The following is a 22,896-nucleotide window of genomic DNA, read 5'->3' as shown; positions in this document are numbered from 1 at the left end:
TAAGCGGATGATTTATCAATGATGACACCTCCCAAGGCAGAAAAACGTCCTTACCCAATCACCACCCATGGCGACACGCGTGTGGATGATTACTACTGGCTGCGCGACGACGAACGTACCGATCCCCAGGTATTGGACTATTTGCGGGCTGAAAATGCCTACACCGACGCGCAGCTCAAGCCGCAACAGGCGCTGCGTGAAACGCTGTATCAGGAGATGGTCGCGCGTATCCCACAGCAGGAGCATTCCGTGCCTTACGTCAGGCGTGGTTTCCGCTATCAGACCCGCTATGAGCCGGGGAATGAATATGCGCTGTATGTGCGCCAGCCGGCAGCGGCTACCGAGCTTTGGGACACCTTGCTCGATGGCAATCAGCGTGCGGAAGGGCACGAATTCTATACGCTGGGCGGGTTGGACGTCAGCCCGGACAACCAGCGCCTGGCCGTGGCGGAAGACTTCCTGTCGCGCCGCCAATACGATATCCGTTTCAAGGATCTACGCGACGATAGCTGGGCCGATGAGGTGTTGGAAAACACCTCTGGCAATTTCGAGTGGGCCAATGACTCCGCCACCGTCTACTACGTGCGTAAACATGCCAAGACATTGCTGCCGTATCAGGTCTATCGCCACGTAGTGGGCAGCGATCCGCAGCAGGACGTGCTGATCTACGAGGAACAGGATGACACTTTCTACGTCAGCCTGGAAAAAACCACCTCCGAGCGCTTTATCCTGATCCACCTCAGTAGCACCACCACCTCAGAGATCCTGTTGCTGGATGCGAGCAGTGCAGACAGTAAGCCACAGATGTTTGCGCCGCGCCGTAAAGATCACGAATACGCCATCGATCACTACCGTGAGCATTTTTACATTCGCTCTAACAGAAACGGTAAGAACTTTGGCCTGTACCAGAGCGAGCAGGCTGACGAAAGCCAATGGCAGGAACTGATTGCCCCGCGCACCGATGTCATGCTCGAAGGGTTCAGCCTGTTCCGTGACTGGCTGGTGGTGGAGGAGCGCATCGCCGGGCTGACCCAACTGCGCCAAATCCACTGGCAGAGCGGTGAAGACAAGCGCATCGCGTTTGACGATCCGACCTATGTCACCTGGCTGGCCTATAATCCGGAGCCGGAAACCGAGCTGCTGCGTTACGGCTATTCCTCCATGACCACGCCAACTACGCTATATGAGCTGAACCTGGACAGCGGCGCGCGGGAGTTGCTCAAGCAGCAGGAAGTGAAAAACTTCACGGCGGAAGATTATCGTAGCGAGCGCGTGTGGGTGAAAGCCCGTGACGGCGTCGAGGTGCCGGTATCTTTGGTTTACCGTGCTGACCGCTTTGCGCATGGGGCGAACCCACTGATGGTGTACGCCTACGGCTCCTATGGCAGCAGCATGGATCCGGCATTCAGTGCCAGCCGCCTAAGCTTACTGGATCGCGGCTTTGTCTTCGCGCTGGCGCATATTCGCGGCGGTGCCGAGCTGGGGCAGCTCTGGTATGAAGACGGCAAGCTGTTCAACAAACAAAACACCTTTAACGACTTTATCGACGTTACCAAGACACTGGTAGAGCAGGGCTATGGCGATGCTGGCCGAGTGTTCGCCATGGGGGGCAGTGCCGGTGGCTTGCTGATGGGCGCGGTCGTCAACCAGGCTCCTGAGCTGTTTAATGGCGTAGTGGCTCAGGTGCCGTTTGTGGACGTGGTAACCACCATGCTGGATGAGTCCATCCCGCTAACCACCGGTGAATATGACGAGTGGGGCAACCCAAACGACAAGGCGTATTACGATTACATCTTGCAGTACAGCCCGTACGACCAGGTGAAAGCGCAGGATTATCCACATATGCTGGTCACCACCGGGCTGCACGATTCGCAGGTGCAATACTGGGAGCCAGCCAAGTGGGTGGCGAAGCTGCGTGAGTTGAAAACCGACGATCGCCAACTGCTGCTGTATACCGATATGGATGCCGGCCACGGCGGCAAGTCTGGGCGCTTTAAGGCTTATGAGGATATTGCGCTGGAATATGCGTTTATTCTGGCGCTGGCCAAGTAGGGGCGTTACATGTGATTAAACGGGCGCAGCGCTGCGCCCGTTTGCTTAACCTAGCAGGTAGTATTTCAGCGTGTGTTTCATATCCGGGTTGAGATCGTCGATGGATTTCAGCATCCAACGCAGATAGCCAGGATCGTCCAGCGCTACCTGCTCAATGGATTGCCCACGATATTTGCCGAACTTGAATTTTTTCAACAATACCGGCTGCTCGGTGATTTCCAGCATCTGTTCTGGCGTCCAACCGGAGTCCTGTACAATGCGTTGCAGCAGTGCGGCGGTGACGTAGCAGTCGTACAGTGCGCGGTGTGGATAAAGCGCGGTGTCCTGCGGCAGTTGCACATCCAGATCCAGCGCATAGCGCAGGTATTGATTACCATATTTAATGTCTGGATACAGTGTACGTGCCAGCTTGAGGGTGCAAATCCAGGCACCGTTCATTTCCGGCAGCATGGCCCGATCAAAGGCGGCGTTGTGCGCGACATAGTATGGGCTACCCTGGTAGCGACCAATAGCGACGGCGATACGCGGCTTACCCTCAACCATCTGCTCGGTGATGTGGTGAATGGCCATGGCGTCCAGGCCGATAGGCCGGTCTGGGCTGATCAGGTCGCTCATCGGATTGGTGATTTTCCCGTCGATCACGTCAACGGAAGCGACTTCCACTACGCCGCCGTCTAGCCCACAGGTTTCAGTATCGATTACACGTAACATCATGATGTTCCCAGCTAAAGTCTACTCCCTAGATTAACGAGATGGGGGGGTGATGCCAACCTGTACTTTTCACAGGCAACAAAAAACCCGCCTTGGCGGGTTTAACTATGTTCTGAAGTTGGTTTACTCACCAGACGCACTTCCTTTCTTGGCGCGTTTATCTGCCTTTTTTTCGGCTGGGGTTTTCAACGGCTTCTTCTTCGCATTTTTCTTGCTGTCCATTCCCTTACTCATGATGGCCTCTTGGTTAACCTATGGTTGGGTGGCTTGCCGAACCATTAACCCCCTAACGATCCCCATATGCAAGCGGCAAAGGGTATGGAAACGTCAACACCTTGTTTATCCAATGATTATTTATTATTAACCTTTCACGTGGCAAAAATGTTATAATATAACAAACTTATGTACACGGAGTGTGCCATGACAGTCATGACATTATTGAGCGAGCAACAACTGCTGGCAATGCCAGAATCTGATTACATGAATACGGAGCAGCGGGCGTTTTTCCGCCAACGCCTATTGGACGAGCAACAAAAACTCTGGCAGCACATCGATGTGTTGAAACGTGATATCGATAGCGGTGACATTAGCGGCGACGAAGCGGATAAAGCCGCGCGTGAAGAAGATCTGCGCCTGCTGTTCCGTCAACTGGATCGGGAAACCCGCCTGCTGCCCAAGATGGCCGCCGCTCTGCAGCGCCTGGAAACCGGTGATTTTGGTTATTGCCTTGAAACGGGTGAGCCTATTGGCCTGCCACGCCTGTTATTGCGCCCCACGGCAGAACTGAGTATTGAAGCCAAAACCGCACAAGAAATGCGCGAACCTCACATGCGTAAAAGCAAGTCGACTTCATTTTGAGCAAACGCACACTAACATGTTGGTATAGGTGGAGGTTTTAGCGTTTTACCGTTGACCTGATGAGCGGCTTCGGCTTTGATGAAGGTATCACTCACAGAGAGACGTACGCGCCATGGAACAATTACGAGGTTTGTACCCGCCATTAGCCGCCTATGACAGCGGTTGGCTGGATACTGGAGATGGGCACCGGATCTACTGGGAGCTGAGCGGCAATCCACACGGTAAGCCTGCGGTATTTATCCACGGCGGGCCTGGCGGTGGTAGCGCACCTTATCATCGCCAACTGTTCGATCCGCAGCGCTATAAGGTTTTGCTGTTCGATCAGCGGGGCTGTGGCCGTTCCAAACCGCATGCCAGCCTGGACAATAACACCACTTGGCACCTGGTCGACGATCTTGAAAGACTGCGTGTCATGGCCGGGGTGGACCAGTGGCTGGTCTTTGGTGGCTCCTGGGGTTCCACGCTGGCGCTGGCCTATGCACAGACGCATCCGCAACGCGTCAGCGAGATGGTGCTGCGGGGGATCTTCACGCTGCGTAAGCAGGAACTGAGTTGGTATTACCAAGACGGCGCTTCCCGCTTCTTCCCGGATAAATGGGAGCGGGTGCTGTCTATCCTTTCGGAGGAAGAACGCAAGGACGTGATTGCTGCCTACCGTCAACGCCTGACGTCACCGGATCTGCAAGTGCAGCTTGAGGCAGCCAAACTGTGGAGCGTGTGGGAAGGGGAAACGGTAACGCTGTTGCCAAGCGGTGCCTCCGCCTCCTTTGGCGAAGATGATTTCGCGCTGGCCTTTGCCCGCATTGAGAACCACTACTTTAGCCATCAAGGCTTTCTCGACAGCGATGACCAATTGCTGAGCAACGTCCCGTTGATCCGTCATATTCCGGCGGTGATCGTCCATGGCCGTTACGATATGGCCTGCCAGGTACAAAACGCCTGGGATCTGGCCAAAGCCTGGCCAGAGGCGGAACTGCATATTGTCGAAGGGGCAGGGCACTCAACGGATGAACCGGGTATTTTGCACCAGCTGATGCTGGCTACCGACCGTTTTGCCGGTCCCTCACCCCAACCCTCTCCCACAGGGAGAGGGAGCTGTTAGCCCCTGCTCATTTGGAGGTAAATCGGTAACTTTAGCAAAATCGATTATCTCCTCATCCAAGGTGGTCACGATAAATTTCAAACACACTCGATCGGCTCGTTTGGAGGTAAATCGGTAACTTTAGCAAAATCGATCATCTCCTCATCCAAGGTGGTCACGATAAATTTCAAACACACTCGATCGGCTCATTTGGAGGTAAATCGGTAACTTTAGCAAAATCGATCACCTCCTTATCCAAGGTGAGTCCCGATAAATTTCAAACACACTCGATCGGCTCGTTTGGAGGTAAATCGGTAACTTTAGCAAAATCGATCACCTCCTCATCCAAGGTGGTCACGATAAATTTCAAACACACTCGATCGGCTCATTTGGAGGTAAATCGGTAACTTTAGCAAAATCGATCACCTCCTTATCCAAGGTGAGTCCCGATAAATTTCAAACACACTCGATCGGTTCCCTCTCCCTGTGGGAGAGGGTTAGGGTGAGGGGCCATTACTTCATTTTAGGTTCGTAAGGTAGGCGAGAGAATTTGTGTGATTCGACGCGATAGTGCATCACACGCTCGCGGAAGTAGTCCTGCAGGTGCTTTGGCTGCTCACGTTCCACCATCTCAGGGATCACCGGCATATTATAGCGTTCCTTGAATGCCACCCCAGACGCGGCCAGATCTACGTTCACCTTGTCCATCTCGTCTTTGGAAAGCTCTGCCAGATTGTAGCCCATGATATTTTCCTTCTATTGTGTAACGGCAACTCAGCGCAGAAGGTAATCTACCGTGCCGCGCTTGGCAAGCTTCTCAAGCCAACATGTCCCTATCATCTCCAGGCTTTGTGCTCAGAGCCATTACAGAAAGCAGGGTGATATAATGTTTAAGCGTAATGTTATTGGTTTATTTTGTTAAATAAGAATGATTCGTCTTACTGTAAACATAAAGATGAAAATGATTATCATAATAATTTAATGTTAAATTAAGTGTTTATGTAACATATTGAATTTGAAGCATAAGTTTCGTTAAAATAAATGGATGTAAATCAAGTGTTTTTATTTTGTGTTAATCAGGGCATAATGCAGGAAATTAAGTTTATGACCTGCAAAAATAATAGGGATCCTCATGCTAACGCAAGCAATGACCACGAAACTGAATGAGCAACTGAATCTGGAATTCTATTCTGCCAATCTGTATTTGCAAATGAGCGCCTGGTGCAGCGATAAAGGCTTCGAAGGGGCTGCCGCATTCCTTAAAGAACATTCACGCGAAGAGATGCAGCACATGCAGCGTCTGTTCGACTACCTCAGTGATACCGGGGCCTTGCCACTGATCGGCAGCATTGCAGCGCCACCGGTAGAGTTTGAGTCACTGGCGGACGTTTTCCAGCAGACTTACGAGCATGAGCAACTGATCACTCGTCAAATCAATGAACTGGCACACGTGGCAATGACCACACATGACTACTCAACCTTCAACTTCCTGCAATGGTATGTTGCGGAACAGCACGAAGAAGAGAAGCTGTTCAAATCCGTGCTGGACAAGTTGGCGCTGGTAGGCAACAGCGGCAAGGCATTGTTCTTCATTGATAAAGATCTGAAGAGAATGGGTGCTGAGGCAGTAAGCGGTAACGGCCAGGCCTGATAACCCGCTTTTGTCATCAATCTGAAAACCGCGTACTTTCCACCGTACGCGGTTTTTTTTGCCCTGTGTTTATCGAGCGGCTATAGCGATACGTGCTGCCAGATCGCAAAATATCAGTGATGTGCTCGACTTGCCGATTCACCGTAGTTATGATTTAACGCGATACGCTACCGGGAGGTAGAGAGTTATAACAGTGAGTTACCCACTCCTTCTGCTGTTTACCCGTGGCGCAATCACAGTGGTGGGTTGAGGCTGCGGAAACATCGCTCCGCGTAACCGGTCTTGGCCCTTATCACCTACATAATTGATAAAGGACTCCTCCGTGATCGCTAAAATTCGTTCATCCTATCACCTGCTTTCCACCATTTTTGTACTGTTTGTCGGCTTGTCTTCCCAGCAGGCGTTGGCGCATGCCCACCTGAAAGTACAGACTCCGGCGGCAGACGCCACCGTCAGCTCCGCGCCAAAAGTGCTGACGCTGAATTTCTCCGAAGGTATTGAGCCTAACTTCAGCGGTGTCAAAGTGACCGGCCCAGATAACGCCGTGGTTAAAACCGGCAAGCTGGATCTGGATCCAAGCAACAACACTCAGGTTAATGTACCGATTGAAAGTGAACTGGCTGCGGGGAAATACCAGGTCAGCTGGCACGTTGTTTCCGTTGACGGTCATAAAACCAAAGGTCAGTACAGCTTTACCGTTAACTAAGCCATGACTCTGGCGACCCTGTTTGTGCTGTGTCGCTTTGTGCACTTTACGGCGGTGATGCTGATGTTTGGCGTCAGCCTGTTCACCGCCGTCCTGTCGCCACAGCGCCTCTCCCCGATAATCACCCGCGATTTGCGCCCTCTGCTGCTCGCCTCGACCTGGATCTTCGCATTAACCGCCTTGCTGATGCTGGCCATTCAGGCCGGATTGATGGGCGATGGCTGGGCGGATACCTGGCAATTGAGCATTTGGTGGGCGGTGTTGGGCACCACCTTTGGTGAAGCCTGGCGCTGGCATCTGGGTTTTTCCCTGCTGGCCTTGTTAGCCTTGCTGTTACCTGCGGCAAAGCGGGGACAAGCGTTGGCACTGTGCTCGGCACTGCTACTGGTCAACATGGCGTTTATCGGCCATGCGGCGATGCATGCGGGCTTATTGGGCATAGCGCACCGCGTTAACCACGCCTTGCACCTGTTGGCCGCAGGCTACTGGTTCGGCAGCCTGTTGCCGTTGTTGCTTTGCCTGCGCTACTTGCCACAGCCGCAGTGGCGTAGCGATGCGATCGCCACCTTGATCCGTTTCTCCCGCTGGGGCCATGTTGCCGTGGTGCTGGTGATCGTGACGGGCATAATCAACAGCCTGATTATCCTTGGCCGCTGGCCAGTCGATCTCGGCTCCGCCTATCAGCGCTTGTTGTTAGTGAAAGCCGGGCTGGTGGCATTGATGGTTATAGTCGCATTGGCCAACCGTTACGTTATCGTCCCCGCGATGCGCACCACCCCCAATCTGGCACAGTGCGGGTTGGTTATCGCCTGCTGGCTTGAGGTGGCGTTGGGAGCTGTGGTGCTGCTGTTGGTGAGTTTATTTGCAACCTATGCGCCGGTATGACATTGCGCCTTGCCGGATGCCCCCAAACTGCGGGAAAATCGATTTAAATCGCAACTTAAGGCCAAAAACATGAAATCTGTAATTCTTGGTATTGTGCTGCTGGCAACGGCGTCGAGCGCGCTGGCGGCAGATAAGCTGGTTAACGTCACTAAGCTGGAGTACGGCAAACAGTGGGCGTTCACCAAAGAGGAAGTCACGCTGCAATGCCGCAAAGGGGCCGCCTTGTTCGTGCTCAACAACAGCACCCTGATGCAGTATCCGCTCAATGAAGCAGCTGAAGCACAGGTGAAAGCGGGGCAGCAGCGTGCCCAATCGCTGGATGTGATCCTGCTGGATGACGCCAACCATCCTGGCCAGAAAATGAGCGTGCAACCTTTCCGCGAAAGAGCAGAAAAATTGTGTGCTGACTAATCAACTAACCACTAGATACTTATGAAAAAGTTTACGGGTGGTGACGAGATGTACATAATTAATTTCTGTTTGTAACTATCACTTGTGTGCGCTGGGCTGGCAAAACTGGCACCTTAGACTATTCTTAGAAAGCACGGTTGAACAAACCTTGCATAAATGCCAACTTTTAGCGCACGGCTCTCTCCCAAGAGCCCTTTCCCTAGACCGATTATAGGAATCGTAATCGGTCTTTTTTTTATTTTCGTTTTATTTCAATTGGTTGTGCGTTTGTGTGCGAAATTGTCCGAAAACTGATACTCGGTCTTTTATAGCATCACGTATTCTTTCCCCCTCGTATCCAGGTATTTATTGGTCATTTTTCCCGATTTATGCCCCAGTAACTTCATGGCAAATTCCTTCCCTTTCTCCCTCTCATACAACCTTCCTGCTAGGCTCCGGACATTCGTGGAATGTGGGTGGGCTATCCTCCAAAACAATCCCCGCATCTTTCCTTGCCGTGACAAATTTTTTGGTTAAGCTGTCAGAATTAAGCGATCCGTCTGGACTGTTTTTCCTGATACCAGCGCTGATCATGAAATCTGTGGTGCTTGCCTGACGGCAACGATCAATAACCACCCTCAACTCTGGTATCAAACCTACGCCGCACCCTGGCAGGAACTGAAAGCGATCGCTACTGATCTGGATGAGGGATCTTTGTTGGGCGCGCAGTGTAAAATTGAGGTCAGAGTATTGTAACTCGACACTTTACGCCATATTTACGTCATCTTTTGATATGATGCCAAAGTTATAAAAAACCCGCCAGTGAGCGGGTTTTTGTTTACACTCACATGCTCGGTTTGCAACACGTAGATTTAATATGATGTGTTGGCTTGGTTTCACTGCGAAGTTTTTTTGCTATGATGTTCCGCATAAAAAACGGAGGGCATCATGACTTGGCAAGGCATTCCATATAAATTGATTTCTAATGAAGCAGCCGAAACGGTAAATTTGGCACTACGATCGATACCAACGATTGTCATCGATAGTCCACCTGATTACACCTCACCCATTATTACGGCTGTAGTTTCAGTGATTGCAGGCGCTATCCCAGCCTGTATTGCAATTTGGACTTTTAAAAGAAATTCTCGTAACACTAAGAGTGAACGTGAGGCCCAGCAAAGATTTTTAACTCAGGAAAGAGCAGAGCAACAACTTTTTTTGAAAGAAGAACGGGCTGCTCAAATTGCTTCAACTGAAAAAGATAGGGAAGCACAGCTAGCAATTGCTAAACAAAATTTTAATATGCAGGTTTTATCTGTTAATAGACAGGCATGGATAAATAACTTAAGAGATTTGCTGGCTGAATATAGCGCAATGGCCCCCAATCTATTGAATGCTAAATTTAACTATCTCAATGCGAAACAAACATACTCTTCGACATTGAAACAAGGAACGGATAATCCCGCAAATTACTCACTTGATTCTTATAAAAAAATACTGGACAGGCGTTCTGCTGAGTTCGTCGAAAGCGTTAATGATTTTGAGGCAGTCAAGTTAAAGGGTAGCCTCCTTGTCGCAAAAATCAAAATGATGCTCAGCCCAAAAGAAAAATGGTACATGGCTTTAAGTGCTGAGTTTCGTGAGATAGACATAATCTATAATTCATTTGAAGAGTTAGATATGAGTGTTTATCCATCTAAGTTAGAAGGTATGCATAAGTGCTTGAGTTCGATTTTGGAAATCTCACAAGACTTGTTGAAATATGAATGGGGGCGGGTTAAGAAAGGCGTGTGATTTTTTATTTTTAACCTTGGGTTGTGCGGCTTTTTTCTTGACAGTTTTGATGTGCTCAATACAGCGCCTGAGATGTTAAATACTCAGGTTTTAATGGCTCACTTCGGTGGGCCTTTTTTTATTCCTAAAACCCACATGGAGCTGGGTATGGACAATCACAATATGCCACCTGGCTTAGTGGAAGCCTGCATTATGTGGCTAAAAATTAACTCTCCTACGTTGTACGGCATTTTTGCTGCGTTCGGCATGGTTGCCCTTATCACTCTGAGGGACGGTAAGGGCTGGCATGACTGTTTTTATGCTGGCGCAATTTCTGGGCGGGGTTATCAACTCACTTGAGATGTTCGGTATGAGCCAAGCCAATGCGGTAACCGTCGGCGTAATTGTAGGTGGAATGGGAGTCGAGCGCTGTCTTGCAATTATACGGATGGTTGCGAGCATGAAAACTAATACACCGCTTGATGAGAAGGAAAGATGGCCAATAAATTCATTTTAGGGAAGCGCAGCATAACGAACCTGCGCGGTGCCCGACCCGAATTGGTGTCTGTGGTTCGGCGGGCAATAGAGCTGACTTCGATAGACTTCACTGTGATTGAGGGGGTGCGCATTCAAGAGTGCCAGCGCTAGCTTGTGCGTAACGTAGCCAGTCAAACGCTTAACAGCCGCCACCTAACAGGCCACGCCGTGGATTGCGCGCCGCTGGTAAATGGTGTGATCCCCTGGAATGACAAAACCCAGTTTAAGGCGGTATCTGATGCCATGTTTACTGCGGTAAAAGAATTGGGCGTGAAAATCCGCTGGGGCGGGGACTGGAACGAAAACGGCCGCAGTGATGATGAGCGTTTTTATGATGGCCCGCATTTTGAGTTGCGACGGCAGGACTACCCATAATGACCTCGCGGCAATTATTGCTGGCTGCGCTGGCGGTGGTCATTGCTCAAGCTTGGTACATGTCAGAACTGAGAAGCGACCTCGCAGAATCCCAGAGAGACAACAAAGCACTGTCCCAATCACTGCGCATTCAGTCAGATATGCAGATCCGCGCTAACGCTATCGACACCCAACGCTACAAGGAATTGAAAGATGCCAAAAATGAAGTTGCTGATCTGCAGCGTGCTGTTGCTGCCGGCACTAAGCGGCTGCAGCTCAACGCCAACTGCGGAAAAGCCAAAGCTACCGGCTCCAGCAGCATGGCTGATGGCGGACGGGCCCGACTTACTGACGCCGCTGAACGGGATTATTTCACCCTCAGAGAGCGAATCGAAACCGCCCGAAGCCAAATAGCAGGGCTGCAGGATTACATCAGAGATGTGTGCCTGGCGCAGTAGGGCATTACAGAGCGTCTATACGTGGGCGCTCGATAATGCTTAGTTCATTTCTTTAAGTTTTGAGCGAGCACCCCAGCAGATCGCAATCATTATGACCATGGCGACAAAATTGGGCCATTGCGCGCCGCAGAAATACACATCAGTTACCCGATTGCTGAGATCGAGGCAGGTATAAACGGTGGCACCGGCAAACCAGGTGCGGATCAAATTTGCTTTACTCATAGGAAATCCTTTTCTGTTGTGTAATTTGATAATGTCAATCATTTTCAATTGAATCACAAGCATTACAGGTGGCATTCACAGAAGTGCTATCGATAATGTTATGTTACTCCCTGATTTACGGGAGGAACCATGAAAATAGATCAAGATTACCTGAAGGGGCTGTTGGAAGCCTTTGAGTCGTCCGAAGAGCCTCAAACTGATATAAATAAGTTACTGAGGGTTGGTTATGATCATCAGAGTAAAGAATTCATCTTTCACGTGAGATTGCTTGAGGATCGAGGTCTTATTGGAAGGTCTGATGGCGAACCAGGGATAGGTTACTACGGCGTATCAACTGATGATGGTGAAGATGAGGGTTTTTTCGATGCAGTACCCTTACGGTTAACTGCTTCAGGACATGATTTTTTAGATGCCATTCGAAACCAAGAAGTTTGGGCAACCCTCAAAAGTGGTTTCAAGGATGCAAGCATAGGGACGCTGGTTACAGTATCGAAAGAACTATTTAACAGGGTGCTGAGTAAGCAACTCGATAAGTATTTCGACTAGTCTCGCCATATCGTGGGGCATTTTTAATGCATCACCGAGCAGCTTTAAGGGGTATCTGCGCAGTGCATAAGAAGTATACCCCTAGCTAGCTCCTGAGTAGGCAAAGGTATGGTTTTCGCATGAACTTTCAACACTTAATTTTTAGGTGGAAACCTTTCGAGTAGTTGCAAATTTTGTACAGCAGAGCCATTTACCGTGATTTCATGCTCTCCAAGATGACGACTATGCGGGTGTACACCTGCGAGGATTGAAGATCTAGGCGCCCAGGCTTTCATGAGGACACCACCTAAAAGACCGAGGTTCAGTCCTCTTGCGAATTGCTCCGCTTTCTCTTTTTTAGTGGTCCAGCAAAAACCTATAGCTCCTTGGTAGTAGCGATCAAGGTTTTCTCCACGGTATACCACCAAACCATCGCCATCGTATGCGGGTAAAAGCATCCTAAGAACGAGAAGAAGTTTTTTGTCGTCGTTAATACTTTTTCTGATGAAGGCTCCCAATTCAACCCATTTTAAATGAAATGCTGCTTTGAGTTCAGGGCTCGGGCCGCGGGCTCCTTCAAAAGAAGTTGCGAATTCAAACCAACCATACTCTTTATGAATTTGATTAATAAGGCTTTATTCTGGAGATTTTTGTTCCTCTCATGCTTTATATGCTCCTAAGTCCATTGGAACTCCCGCTAGATTGTAATGTTTACCTGACTGTTGAAGAGCAGTTTTACGAGACTGCTCTTCAATGCGCAAGCAAAATCACCGGCAAATCCTGCCAGGTCACCCTGACCGTTATTCTGCCGGTGGTTTTTTTATTTTGTTCTGCACTTCGCTGTTACCCACGAGAAAAATCAGCACAAACGATCTGTTTTAGGTGGTGCTGGTTGGAAATTTCCCGGGCTGGGCATTTTGGGAGGCAGTAGAAAATTCTATTTGAAGGTGGGCGGCCACCGATAGTTAGAGCTACCGGTAACCATTCATACCCACGGGTAGTCATGATGAGTACGAACCAAGGCCCACTTGCTCTCGAGAGCGGGGCCATCTTGTTAGGTGCTCGGAAATAACCAAAGAAAAAATCAGGGAAAGCTGGCAATCGTTTATAAGCCAATCGATTCGCTCATTGTTTATGCACGCAATGCGCGTTTGCACAGCGACGCGCAAGTAAAAAAGCTGGTGGATAGCATTCAGGAATTCGGCTGGACTCATCAGTTAGGGAGGGGGGAGGGGATTGCGAGAGAGCTTCGGCCTGGCGGCCAGATTTGGTGTGCGCAGAATAAAAGGTAAGCATTAGTAATTGTAATGGGCTGCCTGCACATCCTCTGCAAGTGGTGATAGGATATTATCACTTGCTTCAAAAAGGAATTTCCAATGAAAACTCTCGGTTATGTTGCTTTAGTGGTTGGTGTTATTTGGTTGTTGGTTGCGTTTAATTTGGACACCAGTGTATCCACTGGCTACGGCACCACCCGCGTAAATAATATTGGCCTAATGGCTTCAAAGCAAAATCATATTGTAATCGGTGCGTTTATCACCCTTTGCGGGTTGCTGATGGCGATTTTTGGTAAGCGCTCGACTGCCACGGTCAAGTGTCCGTTATGCGCCGAATCGATTAATCCCGAGGCGATTAAGTGTAAGCATTGTGGGAGTGATGTTGGTTCCTTAAAAGCTGGAGGTGCTGCCGAGGAAGTGAAAGCTCTTGTTGCTAGCGACTTCGTTACCAAAGATCAGGATGGTGACGTTGCTCTTAATTATGATGGTATTAAATCCTTTGCTAATCAGCTACATAATGAAATGCCGAAGAACTCAGCTCTTTCCATAATGGTGATGCATGAGCCTGTGATTCGTAAGCTTAAGAGTGGTCTACCCAAAAACCTTAGGGAAACCTTTGGGGCGGAACTTGAGGGGATGCTCAGAATCATTAAAAAGCAATGATCCGACTAATCATGCTTAAGCATTGGCTTGGTCGTTGCCTGTGAGCTGCAAAGGACAGTGCTGTTTTTATGACGCATGCCCACTTAAGTGGGCTTTTTGTTGGGCAGCCATAATGTTATGGTGCCGTTGCGTGAAAATTTGATGTTTTACTATACCCCTAAAACCTTCTACATCCAGTTCTGAGAAGTCGAAATCCTTACCGTAGGTAGGTATGCACTCATTTCCGGTTGTTTGGCGAAGGATAGGGCGACGATTTAAGGCTGCTAAAATCAACTAAAAGTTGATTGGATATCGCCCGGGCTATACACTCTGTATTAGATAACCGTGGTTATATTCCACGAGATTCCACTAAGTACCATGTACTTCAGTGGTTTATGTATAAAGTGTAGAGGGTACGTCTATGAGTCACGCACTGAAAAAGGCTGAGCGTTTGTGCATTCCGCCTCGTGACAAAAGCGCGGTAGCATCACCACGAGCAGCTATTGGGGATAACAGCACCCATGGCGATCAGGTCAAGAATGCCTTTGACTTTGGTTTTGCACGCTACGAAAAAGCAATGGAAGACCTATCAAAGGTGTAAGTAGATACCTATGGCAGAGATTGTTGAGGGAATTAACTACCTGTCAGTAGAAGACATTATCTACATTAATAGGGCCTTGATCGAAGCGCAGACGCCAAGTGAGCCTATCGAAGTTTTAAACTCCAACAATCTTCATTCTTCGCAAGCAAGGCCTAGCCAAGTGAGATACTACCAGCAGACAGATGACATGTTCACTCTGTCTGCTGTCTTGATAGAGAGCTTGATCCAAAACCACCCATTCGCAAACGCCAACAAACGAACGGCCATGATGTCCGGTTATATATTCCTTCTGATGAATGGGTATGAGTTGACCGCACCCAGTGAAGAGGTTGTGGCTATAGCTGAGGGCATGGCATGCAAAGAGTATGATGTTGAGGATATGGAAAACTGGCTTTGCTACTGGTCAAGGCTCTACGACTCAAGGGAGTTGTGTAAGCCTGCAAAGTCAATCATAACAACAATAGATTTGCTGAACTTAAAACTCTATTTCCCTAAGCCATAAACCCACCTCCCGGTGGTTTTTTGCTATCTGGCTAGTGTATCTAGCCGCATCACCATATCCTCACTTCTAACCCGCCCTGTGCGGGTTTTTTTATGCCCGGAGAAACCATGGCAATAGGCACATTGTTGTAGCCGTCGTTCGTATTCATCCGGTGAGATATTTCCCAGCCGGTAATGCTGCCGCTTCAGATTGTAAAAACTGTCGATATAATCGATAACGTCTGCAATACCCTGACTTCGGGTTTCATAGCGACGATAGTTAACTCGTTCTCCTTTCAGGCTGCGGAAAAACCTCTCCGTAACCGCATTATCCAGACAGTTGCCCTTACGGCTCATGCTGCCCGTCACATCAAGCTCCTGCTGGCATGATTGGAACTGAGCGCTGGTATACTGCGTCCCCTGATCGCTATGGAGCACGACTGGGCCTGTTGGCCGCCGTTTATTGATCGCCAGCCGTAATGCCCGGATGGTCAGGGTGCTGTCCGGTTTGTCTGAGAAGGCCCAGCTCACTATTTTTCTTGAACATAAGTTCATGGCAATAGCCAGATACAACCAACCCTGAGCTGTACGAAGGTAGGTGATATCTCCTGACCACCAGGTATTCAATGTCTCTGGATTAAATTGTCGATTCAGTAGGTTATCCGCTACTACTGCCTGTTTTCCACCTCGTGGATAGCGGTGACGTCCAGGGCGCTTTGCAACCAGCAACAGGGTTTTCATTATCTGACGGATGTGGTATCGGCCAACGTTAAAACCCTGTTCACGCAACTCGATACACATGCGCCGACTGCCGTACGTCGCATCCATTTCAGCATGAACATGTTTAGCCGCCGCGTGAAGCATAAGAACATCGGCCTTGAGCGCTGGCCGCTATAAAATACACTGCGCGTAAGCGACAGGCAGCGGCATACCTGCTGAATGTTTGCACACCGGCCTTCTTCAGCTTCACCGCGACTTTTTGTCGTTGTTCATTTCCATGGCGAAGAAGGCTGAAGCTTTTTTTAACAGGTCATTGTCGCTCTGAAGCTGACGTACCTGCTTTTCAAGCTCCTGTACTCGCCGTTGTTCAGGTGTAATGGCACTGGATAGTTGTGCTGAAGGACTAGATTGACACATTCCTGTTTGAACTCATGGGTAAACGTTTTTCTGCGCATTCTCACCTCGTTAGTGCTGCTTATTATATCTCTAACAAAGTGTCCGGGATGATTAGACCATTACACCTGCAACGTATGAATCAACTTACCACAAAACCAACTATAAGATGAATCCATATTGCCCGGTAGTCAGATGAGGGCTAGATTGATCGGGTATCCCCTTATTGTTGAGGTTATTTAAAATGCTCAAGCATCGCTGGTCTGCCCTCGCACTTGCGTTGATCGTGTTCACTTCCTCAGCCTCTGTTATGGCCAATCCAGGGAATGGTAATGGCAATGGAGGTGGTAACGGTAACGGAGGTGGGCATGGTAATTCCGCTAACCATGGAGATAATCATGGGAAGGGTAATTCAGGCAAAGGTCATTCAGACAAAGGCAAAAAAGCCAAAGGTGGTGATGACGATCTGGTTACCGTGAATATCAATTATGACCGCGTACGGCCCCTGGCGGTAAACTACGGATTGACCGGGTATCAATCTTTACCTCCCGGCATCGCCAAGAACCTGGCACGGGGCAAACCATTGCCACCGGGGATCGCCAAGAAAATGGTGCCCGCTTCAATGCTGGGGCAACTACCTTCTTATCCTGGCTATGAATGGCGTATCGCCGGGAATGATTTAGTCCTGGTGGCTTTAAGTACGGCTATTGTTGCCTCTGTTATCAATGGGGTATTTGATTAGCCGTTGACCGGTTCTGGGTAATTATTTCAACGATAGTTGCCCAATAATCAATGAGCTCCATGTCAGCGGCCCCTGCCGTAACCGATGATGGGTATTGGAAAGAGAGGCTGACTTTCTTTCCTTACCGATCATAGCCATATCATTCACGGTGAAAATCTTTCTTCCTCCCACCATTTGGTATATCTATACTGTATAAAAATACAGTATAGAGACATACCCCTATGAAACACTTTGTTCCAACGCCAACCCCAGAGAAATTGTACCTGCCACTGTTTTCCGATCGGGTGCCTGCTGGCTTTCCTAGCCCGGCGCAGGACTACGTCCATGCCAGGATCGATCTCAACGAATATTGCATCAGCCACCCGAACGCTACCTACTTTCTCTACGCCTCCGGTGAAAGCATGCTGGAAGCGGGCATTACCGATGGCTCGATGCTGGTTGTCGATCGCAGCATTGGGGCAGAACACGGTGACATCGTGATCGCCAGCGTTGGTGGGGAGTTCACGGTGAAGCGGCTATGTCTGCGGCCAGTCGCGCAGCTCGAGCCGATGAACCCCAACTACCAACCCATTCCACTACACGATGGCGCTGACGATTTGGACATTGTCGGCGTGGTGGTATCGACCATCACGAGGCTCAAGTAATGTACGCGCTGGCCGATGTGAACAGCTTTTATGCCAGCTGTGAAATGCTGTGGCGGCCCGATCTGCGTGATCGCCCAGTGGTGGTATTGTCAAATAACGATGGTTGTGTAGTTGCCCGTAACCAAGAGGCTAAAAAATTGGGGATGGCAATGACCGGGCCTTACTTTAAGGTCAGGCAGCAGTTGGAGCGGGCGGGGGGCGTCGCTTTTAGCAGTAACTACGAGCTGTATGCCGATATGTCTGCCAGGGTGATGACGGTGTTGGAAGCGTTGGTGCCACGGGTTGAGATCTACTCCATCGATGAAAGTTTTCTCGATCTGTTTTCGCTGCCCAATTGCGGCAATTTGGCACAGTTCGGGCGGCAGATTAGGCACCAGGTACGGCGCGAAACAGGACTGTTCGTGGGGGTCGGGATTGCGCAAACCAAAACGCTGGCCAAGCTGGCAAACTTTGCCGCCAAAAAGTGGGTGGAACAGACCAACGGTGTGGTCGATCTTTCCAGCCTGGAGCGGCAGCGTAAGCTGATGAACAAGGTGCCGGTAGAGGAGGTCTGGGGCATTGGGCGGCGGATAGCAAAAAAGCTGAACGCGATGGGGATAGAAAGCACGCTGCAACTGGCTGATGCCAGTACCACCATGATACGTAAACGCTTCAGCGTGGTGATCGAACGAACGGTGCGGGAACTGTGTGGTGAACCTTGCCTGGAGCTGGAAGAGTTCGCGCCCACCAAGCAGCAGATTATCAGCAGCCGCAGCTTTGGCGAACGGATCACCGAGTATGAACATATGCATCAGGCGATCTGTTTATATGCCACGCGAGCGGCAGAAAAGCTGAGGGCAGAACGGCAGTATTGTCGGCACGTCAGCGCCTGGATCAAAACCAGCCCGTTCGCCACTCACGAGGCCTATTACGGCAATTCGGCCAGCGTCAAATTGAACACGCCAACGCAAGACACCCGCGACATTATTGCCGCTGCGATGCGCTGCATGGATGCCATTTGGCAACCCGGTCATCGTTTCGATAAGGGCGGGGTGATGCTGCAGGATTTTTTCAGCCGGGGCGTCGCCCAGCTCGACATGTTTGACGAGTATCAGCCAAGGCCCGACAGCGAAAAGCTGATGCAGGTGATGGATCATATCAATAACTCGGGCCGGGCCAAGCTGTGGTTTGCTGGCCAGGGAACGCAGCAGGTTTGGTCGATGAAGCGTGAACTGCTGTCACCGGCTTATACCACCAGGCTGAGTGATTTACCCCGTGCTCGGGTATACTGAGCGGCGCTTTTCCCTGGCCACTACGCCATAACGTGGTGGTTAATAATTTTATCAGTAAGTTACTGGCTAATGGGTTAATGCTATGCGCAGGTCTTTATCATCCTATCATCCACTGCTTTATTGGCTGCGTGTTCGGCAAAAGCGGGTTTTGCGCCATCTTGCGTGGCAATGGTCATCGCGCCGGTATGCCAGCGAGAAAACGCCGGGGCAGCGGTTGGAGCACCGTTTTATCAAGCATACCTCCAAGCTTATCCGCAAGCTGGGCAATAGCGATATCGGCTTGCAGCACAATAAAGTGATTAATTTGCGGCTGGCGGTTGCGGCAACCAGCGGGATTATTATCAAGCCGGGTGAGTATTTCTCGTTTTGTAAACTGGTGGGGAAACCGACTCGCGCCCGTGGTTTTGTTGAAGGGATGGAGCTATCGTTTGGTGAAGCGCGCAGCGGTATTGGCGGGGGGATTTGCCAGCTAAGCAATTTAATCCACTGGATGGCGATCCACTCACCGTTGGTCGTGATTGAACGGGCAAATCACAGTTTTGATCCTTTCCCGGACGAAGGGCGGATATTGCCTTTTGGCTCAGGAGCCGCCATTTTCTACAACTATATCGATCTGGTGCTGCATAACCCGACTCAGGATAGCTTCCAACTGGTGTTCAACGTTGCAGAACACCAGTTGGAAGGTGAGCTGCTGTGTTCGGCCCCTCGCACGGTTAAATATCATATCTACCAAAAATCCCACCGATTTATCCGTCGGCAACAGCGTGTTTACCGGCAGAATGAAATCTGGCGTGATATCTCCACCAAAGGGCAGGACTCGGTGGTATTACATTCCGAACGGCTATACCAGAACGATGTGGTGGTAAAATATGATGTTGAAGAACAACGGGTTGAGTGAATATAGTCAATCACGCTGAGCATCAGCGTTCTGCCATTGACAGCACAACGGTAACAGAAGGGATCCTTATCATTAAACGGGTAATATTTAATTAAGCAGAACAAGTACTGCGAATTAAATAAGGTGGAACATTAGAACCACTCTACTCTCTTATTAGGATAAGGATATTTACCATGAACAATACCGTCAATGGAACCATCAATTTTGCTGGACAAATCGTTGCCCAAACCCTGGGGATTGAAGATGGTGGCATTATTTTACAGCGGCCACGCAGTGCTGGCCTCACCGTCAGCGTTAACGGCAGCGAAACCCAAAATGGCTACGTGCAGCTTGGTGCCGTAAGCGAAGTACAGCTGGCAAATCCCGGCGACAGGGCCATGCCACACCAATTTAACATTCGTGTTGCGGGCATCTCGGAGCAATATACTCACGCCTTGGTCTTTTTTGAGGGGGGTGCCACGGTTGATGTTGTCACCGGCGGCCTGATTAATATGGCGGAGGCAGGTAACGTGCAGATCCAATTGCGTAACCAGCAAGGTGATATTGTCTCGGCAGGTAGTAACTCTCAACTGGTCAGTTCAGCGTTTGTCCCGGTGATGAATGGTGAGGTTTACACCTCCTTTACCGCAAACTTCTGCAGTACCGGCCGCGCAACGCCGGGTAATGTGGCGAGCAAGGTTGATTACACGCTCTATTTATTTGAGCTGGTTGCCTGATTGCTAAATAACCCACCGAACGGTGGGTTTTAACCGCTGACAAATGCCAACAGGTTCAAAACGGGCGCAGTTCATTCACATGCTGCGCCCGTCTGGAAAATCAGTGGATAAGGCAACATTCGTTGATCGCTATTTCCCCTTACCCCGGTCTGTACCCTCCCAAAGGGCGGGGGAGCCAGTCTATGCATTTATTGTGCCGTCAAACCATCAGCTTTCATCCAGCCCGTGGTTTTATCGCCGGTTTTGGGGTGAATATAACTCACGAACAAAAATTCCTTATAAGGCTGCCCGTGCGTGGCGGTAACGCTATCGCCATTGACGACAAACTTCCCGCCTTCATCCTGGCAGAGCTTATCCGGAGAGTCGTAAAAATAGAGTTTTTTGCTCTTTACCAGATACTTCGCCGCAGGCGAGGCCGCTTTGCTCATTGCAGCTTCGGCATTCGCCTGGGCATCGTGGCAAATTTCGTCGAGCGGGGCCAGACGATCAACGTTTATCCAGCCGGAGGCATTGCCATAACCGACTAACAGATAGCCATTTTTCTCGCCTTTGACGGGCTCAAGTGCGGCATAACCCACCACCTGCACCTTATCGTTCGGGATCACAAATTGAGATCCATTGACGCACTGTTCGGTAGGGGCAGCGTGAAAATAAGCCCGGCCTTTACCACGCACCACATATTTAGGGGAATCGGCAATGATGGCACCTAATTTCATCTGGTCCAAAATGGCCGCGCAGCGCTGCTCCTTCTGTAGGCATTGCTGATATTGTTTACCGTACTGTGGATTAAAGGTGAGTTGCAGCGGATGCTGTTCGTCGGTGCTGTTATCCAGTAGCTGTCCGGTTTGTGGATCGTACATGACCCAACCAAGATGTCCGGCACCTGGTGAATCAGGTGAGGGGGGCTTTCGGCGATCGAACAGTTGAATGGCCTGTATGCCGTTGGCCCGCGATTCAATATGGGTTGCCAACTTGTCCGCCGGTACTTTCTCCGCCTGGATCAGCGCCTGATTGCTGCTGGCTAACAGCTTGCTCAACGGAACCTGGCAGTCGAACAGAGAAGCAGGTCGGTCAGGGGTAAAACCTGAGCCCACTGGCGTCACGGCCTGTAGCGCTGTCCAGGGCGCAAGCAGCAATGTTCCAACTACGGCTAAAGTGGCAAGCTTCTCCATTTCTCTCCCATCTCCGGTGAGGCAGTATATCTGTCAGCCGCCATCATACCCGGCCAGCTGCGAGTTATGCCACACCGGCTACCCGTAACAGCGCCGTTACCGCCGCCGCCGCCAGCAACACCACGATTAACGGCGTTTTCCGCCAGGCTAATAATGCTCCTACTGCCACGCCACCCAAGCGAGCATAACCGGCAAAGTGCTGCCCTTCGAACAGCGTCGCGATCACCGCCACGGCCAGCAGCAACGTGGTGGCGGAGTCGGCGAGCAGGGCTTGAACCCGGTCGGAAAAGCTCAGGCTGCGGCCTAGCAGAAAACCGGCAAAGCGAAACGCAAAGGTGCCGCTGGCCAGGATCAGGATGCCGATGATGAGTGTTTGGTTGTCCATTATTTTTCTCGCTTTCTGATCAGTAAACCCAACAGTGAAAACAGCACCGGCATGCCAATCGGTACCCAGGGCACGCTAGCCAGGGCAATCAGGGTGCCGGAACAGGCAGAAATGCTGGTACGCAGTTTTTTCAGTGAGCCAACAATCAAGGCCAGCAAAATGGTGGGGAACACGGCGTCCAGCCCAATGGCATGGATATCGGGAATAAAGCTGCCGATGGTGCCGCCAATCAATACGCCCAACGGCCAGCAGGCGGCGATCCCCAGCCCACAGAGCCAGTAGGCTGCCCGCTTTTTGGCCTGCGTCGGTTGGGAAATGCCGAACACCACGCTTTCGTCGTTCATGATATGGCAACCCAATAACTTAAAGCGGCTGCGCTCGATCACCTCTTTCACTGCCATACCGAACGGCAGGTGGCGTGCATTCACCAGCAGTCCGGCTGCCGCCGCAGCAAAGGGGCTACCGCCACTGGCCACGATGCCGATAAACAGAAATTCAGAGGCACCCGCCAGCACCAATAACGACAGCATCAGTGGGACCCAAAGTTCGAAACCCAGGCCGGTCGCCAATGAGCCATAGGAGATCCCCACGATGCCGTCCGCCAGGCAGACCAGCGCGATCCCTTTGATCACGCCCTTATCGAGCGAGGGGAAGCGATTTTTAGCCATACTATTTTTCTCACTATCTTTCTCAAAACGAACGGTTGTTCTATTATAATGAACACTTCAATCTCGATTTACAAGTCGAACGAT

27 protein-coding genes and 2 pseudogenes are annotated in these 22,896 nt (G+C 50.4%); 20 read left to right on the top strand and 9 right to left on the bottom strand.

What is annotated here, in order from left to right; all coding sequences use genetic code 11:
- The first annotated feature begins 18 nt into the window (after positions 1-18).
- Positions 19-2,052, top strand: a complete 2,034-nt coding sequence (locus ABIE29_RS08890) for a S9 family peptidase (RefSeq protein ID WP_429618032.1) — start codon at positions 19-21, stop codon at positions 2,050-2,052.
- 45 nt (positions 2,053-2,097) lie between these two features.
- On the opposite strand, the gene exoX is transcribed toward ABIE29_RS08890, so the two are convergent.
- Positions 2,098-2,766: an exodeoxyribonuclease X gene (gene exoX / locus ABIE29_RS08885; RefSeq protein WP_429618030.1), complete on the bottom strand. Its 669-nt coding sequence runs from the start codon at positions 2,764-2,766 to the stop codon at positions 2,098-2,100.
- A gap of 417 nt (positions 2,767-3,183) precedes the next feature.
- On the opposite strand from exoX, the gene ABIE29_RS08880 reads away from it, so the two are divergent.
- Positions 3,184-3,621 (top strand): TraR/DksA C4-type zinc finger protein, encoded by a 438-nt coding sequence (locus ABIE29_RS08880; protein ID WP_021806760.1) that lies wholly within the window; start codon positions 3,184-3,186, stop codon positions 3,619-3,621.
- Positions 3,622-3,733: 112 nt separating this feature from the next.
- Entirely contained in the window at positions 3,734-4,723 is a 990-nt protein-coding gene (gene pip, locus ABIE29_RS08875; RefSeq protein ID WP_429618028.1) for a prolyl aminopeptidase, read from the top strand.
- Positions 4,724-5,215: 492 nt separating this feature from the next.
- Here pip and ABIE29_RS08870 read toward each other — a convergent pair whose 3' ends face one another.
- Positions 5,216-5,446 carry a DNA polymerase III subunit theta gene (locus ABIE29_RS08870; RefSeq protein ID WP_021181054.1) on the bottom strand — a complete coding sequence of 77 codons (231 nt, stop codon included), beginning with the start codon at positions 5,444-5,446 and terminating at the stop codon, positions 5,216-5,218.
- A gap of 388 nt (positions 5,447-5,834) precedes the next feature.
- Here ABIE29_RS08870 and ftnA point away from each other — a divergent pair, with 388 nt between their 5' ends.
- The 4 genes from ftnA (at position 5,835) to ABIE29_RS08850 (ending at position 8,355) form a co-directional block, all read left to right on the top strand.
- A complete protein-coding gene (gene ftnA / locus ABIE29_RS08865; protein WP_429618027.1) occupies positions 5,835-6,353 on the top strand; it encodes a non-heme ferritin in 519 nt (172 codons plus the stop codon).
- A gap of 322 nt (positions 6,354-6,675) precedes the next feature.
- Complete coding sequence (yobA, locus tag ABIE29_RS08860) at positions 6,676-7,059, top strand: CopC domain-containing protein YobA (protein WP_179246598.1); 384 nt, start codon at positions 6,676-6,678, stop codon at positions 7,057-7,059.
- A gap of 3 nt (positions 7,060-7,062) precedes the next feature.
- On the top strand, positions 7,063-7,944 hold the full coding sequence (copD, locus tag ABIE29_RS08855) for a copper homeostasis membrane protein CopD (protein ID WP_429618025.1): 882 nt from the start codon (positions 7,063-7,065) through the stop codon (positions 7,942-7,944).
- Positions 7,945-8,013: 69 nt separating this feature from the next.
- Complete coding sequence (locus ABIE29_RS08850; protein ID WP_223535838.1) at positions 8,014-8,355, top strand: YebY family protein; 342 nt, start codon at positions 8,014-8,016, stop codon at positions 8,353-8,355.
- 305 nt (positions 8,356-8,660) lie between these two features.
- On the opposite strand, the pseudogene ABIE29_RS08845 reads toward ABIE29_RS08850, so the two are convergent.
- Positions 8,661-8,976, bottom strand: a pseudogene (locus tag ABIE29_RS08845) (tyrosine-type recombinase/integrase); the annotation flags it as partial.
- A 306-nt stretch (positions 8,977-9,282) separates the two neighbouring features.
- Between ABIE29_RS08845 and ABIE29_RS08840 the strand changes: the two are divergent.
- The 4 genes and pseudogenes from ABIE29_RS08840 to ABIE29_RS08825 all read left to right on the top strand — a co-directional run bounded on the left by ABIE29_RS08840 (position 9,283) and on the right by ABIE29_RS08825 (position 11,456).
- Positions 9,283-10,128 (top strand): hypothetical protein, encoded by an 846-nt coding sequence (locus ABIE29_RS08840; RefSeq protein ID WP_429618023.1) that lies wholly within the window; start codon positions 9,283-9,285, stop codon positions 10,126-10,128.
- A gap of 72 nt (positions 10,129-10,200) precedes the next feature.
- On the top strand, positions 10,201-10,467 hold the full coding sequence (locus ABIE29_RS08835; RefSeq protein ID WP_429618021.1) for a hypothetical protein: 267 nt from the start codon (positions 10,201-10,203) through the stop codon (positions 10,465-10,467).
- 135 nt (positions 10,468-10,602) lie between these two features.
- A pseudogene (locus ABIE29_RS08830) lies at positions 10,603-11,019 on the top strand (M15 family metallopeptidase).
- Positions 11,019-11,456, top strand: coding sequence for a lysis protein (locus tag ABIE29_RS08825; protein ID WP_429618019.1), 438 nt, complete (start codon positions 11,019-11,021; stop codon positions 11,454-11,456). Before ABIE29_RS08830 ends, ABIE29_RS08825 begins: the two are co-directional and overlap by 1 nt.
- Positions 11,457-11,495: 39 nt before the next feature.
- On the opposite strand, the gene ABIE29_RS08820 is transcribed toward ABIE29_RS08825, so the two are convergent.
- A complete protein-coding gene (locus ABIE29_RS08820) occupies positions 11,496-11,678 on the bottom strand; it encodes a hypothetical protein (RefSeq protein ID WP_429618017.1) in 183 nt (60 codons plus the stop codon).
- A 129-nt stretch (positions 11,679-11,807) separates the two neighbouring features.
- Here ABIE29_RS08820 and ABIE29_RS08815 point away from each other — a divergent pair, with 129 nt between their 5' ends.
- The gene (locus ABIE29_RS08815; RefSeq protein ID WP_429618015.1) at positions 11,808-12,224 is read left to right on the top strand and encodes a DUF2513 domain-containing protein; all 417 of its coding nucleotides are present in this window, start codon (positions 11,808-11,810) and stop codon (positions 12,222-12,224) included.
- 134 nt (positions 12,225-12,358) lie between these two features.
- Here the strand turns inward: ABIE29_RS08815 and ABIE29_RS08810 are convergent, their stop codons facing one another.
- A complete protein-coding gene (locus ABIE29_RS08810; RefSeq protein ID WP_429618013.1) occupies positions 12,359-12,721 on the bottom strand; it encodes a hypothetical protein in 363 nt (120 codons plus the stop codon).
- A gap of 858 nt (positions 12,722-13,579) precedes the next feature.
- Between ABIE29_RS08810 and ABIE29_RS08805 the strand changes: the two genes are divergently transcribed.
- The 3 genes from ABIE29_RS08805 to ABIE29_RS08795 all read left to right on the top strand — a co-directional run bounded on the left by ABIE29_RS08805 (position 13,580) and on the right by ABIE29_RS08795 (position 15,225).
- Positions 13,580-14,143 carry a zinc ribbon domain-containing protein gene (locus tag ABIE29_RS08805; protein WP_429618012.1) on the top strand — a complete coding sequence of 188 codons (564 nt, stop codon included), beginning with the start codon at positions 13,580-13,582 and terminating at the stop codon, positions 14,141-14,143.
- Positions 14,144-14,543: 400 nt separating this feature from the next.
- Complete coding sequence (locus ABIE29_RS08800; RefSeq protein ID WP_429618010.1) at positions 14,544-14,723, top strand: hypothetical protein; 180 nt, start codon at positions 14,544-14,546, stop codon at positions 14,721-14,723.
- Between the two features lie 10 nt (positions 14,724-14,733).
- A complete protein-coding gene (locus ABIE29_RS08795; RefSeq protein WP_429618009.1) occupies positions 14,734-15,225 on the top strand; it encodes a type II toxin-antitoxin system death-on-curing family toxin in 492 nt (163 codons plus the stop codon).
- A 23-nt stretch (positions 15,226-15,248) separates the two neighbouring features.
- On the opposite strand, the gene ABIE29_RS08790 is transcribed toward ABIE29_RS08795, so the two are convergent.
- Entirely contained in the window at positions 15,249-16,067 is an 819-nt protein-coding gene (locus ABIE29_RS08790; RefSeq protein WP_429618007.1) for an IS3 family transposase, read from the bottom strand.
- 493 nt (positions 16,068-16,560) lie between these two features.
- Here ABIE29_RS08790 and ABIE29_RS08785 point away from each other — a divergent pair, with 493 nt between their 5' ends.
- The 5 genes from ABIE29_RS08785 (at position 16,561) to ABIE29_RS08765 (ending at position 20,587) form a co-directional block, all read left to right on the top strand.
- Entirely contained in the window at positions 16,561-17,058 is a 498-nt protein-coding gene (locus tag ABIE29_RS08785; RefSeq protein WP_429618006.1) for an anti-virulence regulator CigR family protein, read from the top strand.
- A 221-nt stretch (positions 17,059-17,279) separates the two neighbouring features.
- Positions 17,280-17,702, top strand: coding sequence for a translesion error-prone DNA polymerase V autoproteolytic subunit (gene umuD, locus ABIE29_RS08780; RefSeq protein ID WP_429618004.1), 423 nt, complete (start codon positions 17,280-17,282; stop codon positions 17,700-17,702).
- Positions 17,702-18,973 (top strand): translesion error-prone DNA polymerase V subunit UmuC, encoded by a 1,272-nt coding sequence (gene umuC / locus ABIE29_RS08775; protein WP_429618002.1) that lies wholly within the window; start codon positions 17,702-17,704, stop codon positions 18,971-18,973. Before umuD ends, umuC begins: the two co-directional genes overlap by 1 nt.
- 82 nt (positions 18,974-19,055) lie before the next feature.
- The gene (locus ABIE29_RS08770) at positions 19,056-19,871 is read left to right on the top strand and encodes a VanW family protein (protein WP_429618001.1); all 816 of its coding nucleotides are present in this window, start codon (positions 19,056-19,058) and stop codon (positions 19,869-19,871) included.
- Positions 19,872-20,044: 173 nt separating this feature from the next.
- On the top strand, positions 20,045-20,587 hold the full coding sequence (locus ABIE29_RS08765) for a fimbrial protein (RefSeq protein WP_429617999.1): 543 nt from the start codon (positions 20,045-20,047) through the stop codon (positions 20,585-20,587).
- Between the two features lie 188 nt (positions 20,588-20,775).
- Here ABIE29_RS08765 and ABIE29_RS08760 read toward each other — a convergent pair whose 3' ends face one another.
- The 3 genes from ABIE29_RS08760 to ABIE29_RS08750 all read right to left on the bottom strand — a co-directional run bounded on the left by ABIE29_RS08760 (position 20,776) and on the right by ABIE29_RS08750 (position 22,812).
- A complete protein-coding gene (locus tag ABIE29_RS08760; protein ID WP_429617997.1) occupies positions 20,776-21,759 on the bottom strand; it encodes a hypothetical protein in 984 nt (327 codons plus the stop codon).
- A gap of 64 nt (positions 21,760-21,823) precedes the next feature.
- The gene (locus ABIE29_RS08755; protein WP_024528813.1) at positions 21,824-22,144 is read right to left on the bottom strand and encodes an AzlD domain-containing protein; all 321 of its coding nucleotides are present in this window, start codon (positions 22,142-22,144) and stop codon (positions 21,824-21,826) included.
- Complete coding sequence (locus ABIE29_RS08750) at positions 22,144-22,812, bottom strand: AzlC family ABC transporter permease (RefSeq protein WP_429617996.1); 669 nt, start codon at positions 22,810-22,812, stop codon at positions 22,144-22,146. The genes ABIE29_RS08755 and ABIE29_RS08750 overlap by 1 nt, the downstream gene beginning before the upstream one ends.
- Positions 22,813-22,896 lie beyond the last annotated feature (84 nt).

Source organism: Serratia sp. 2723, assembly GCF_050434425.1.
Lineage (GTDB): Bacteria > Pseudomonadota > Gammaproteobacteria > Enterobacterales > Enterobacteriaceae > Chania.
Note: the sequence above shows the minus strand (reverse complement) of the source record. Positions and strands in the feature narration are given on the sequence as shown.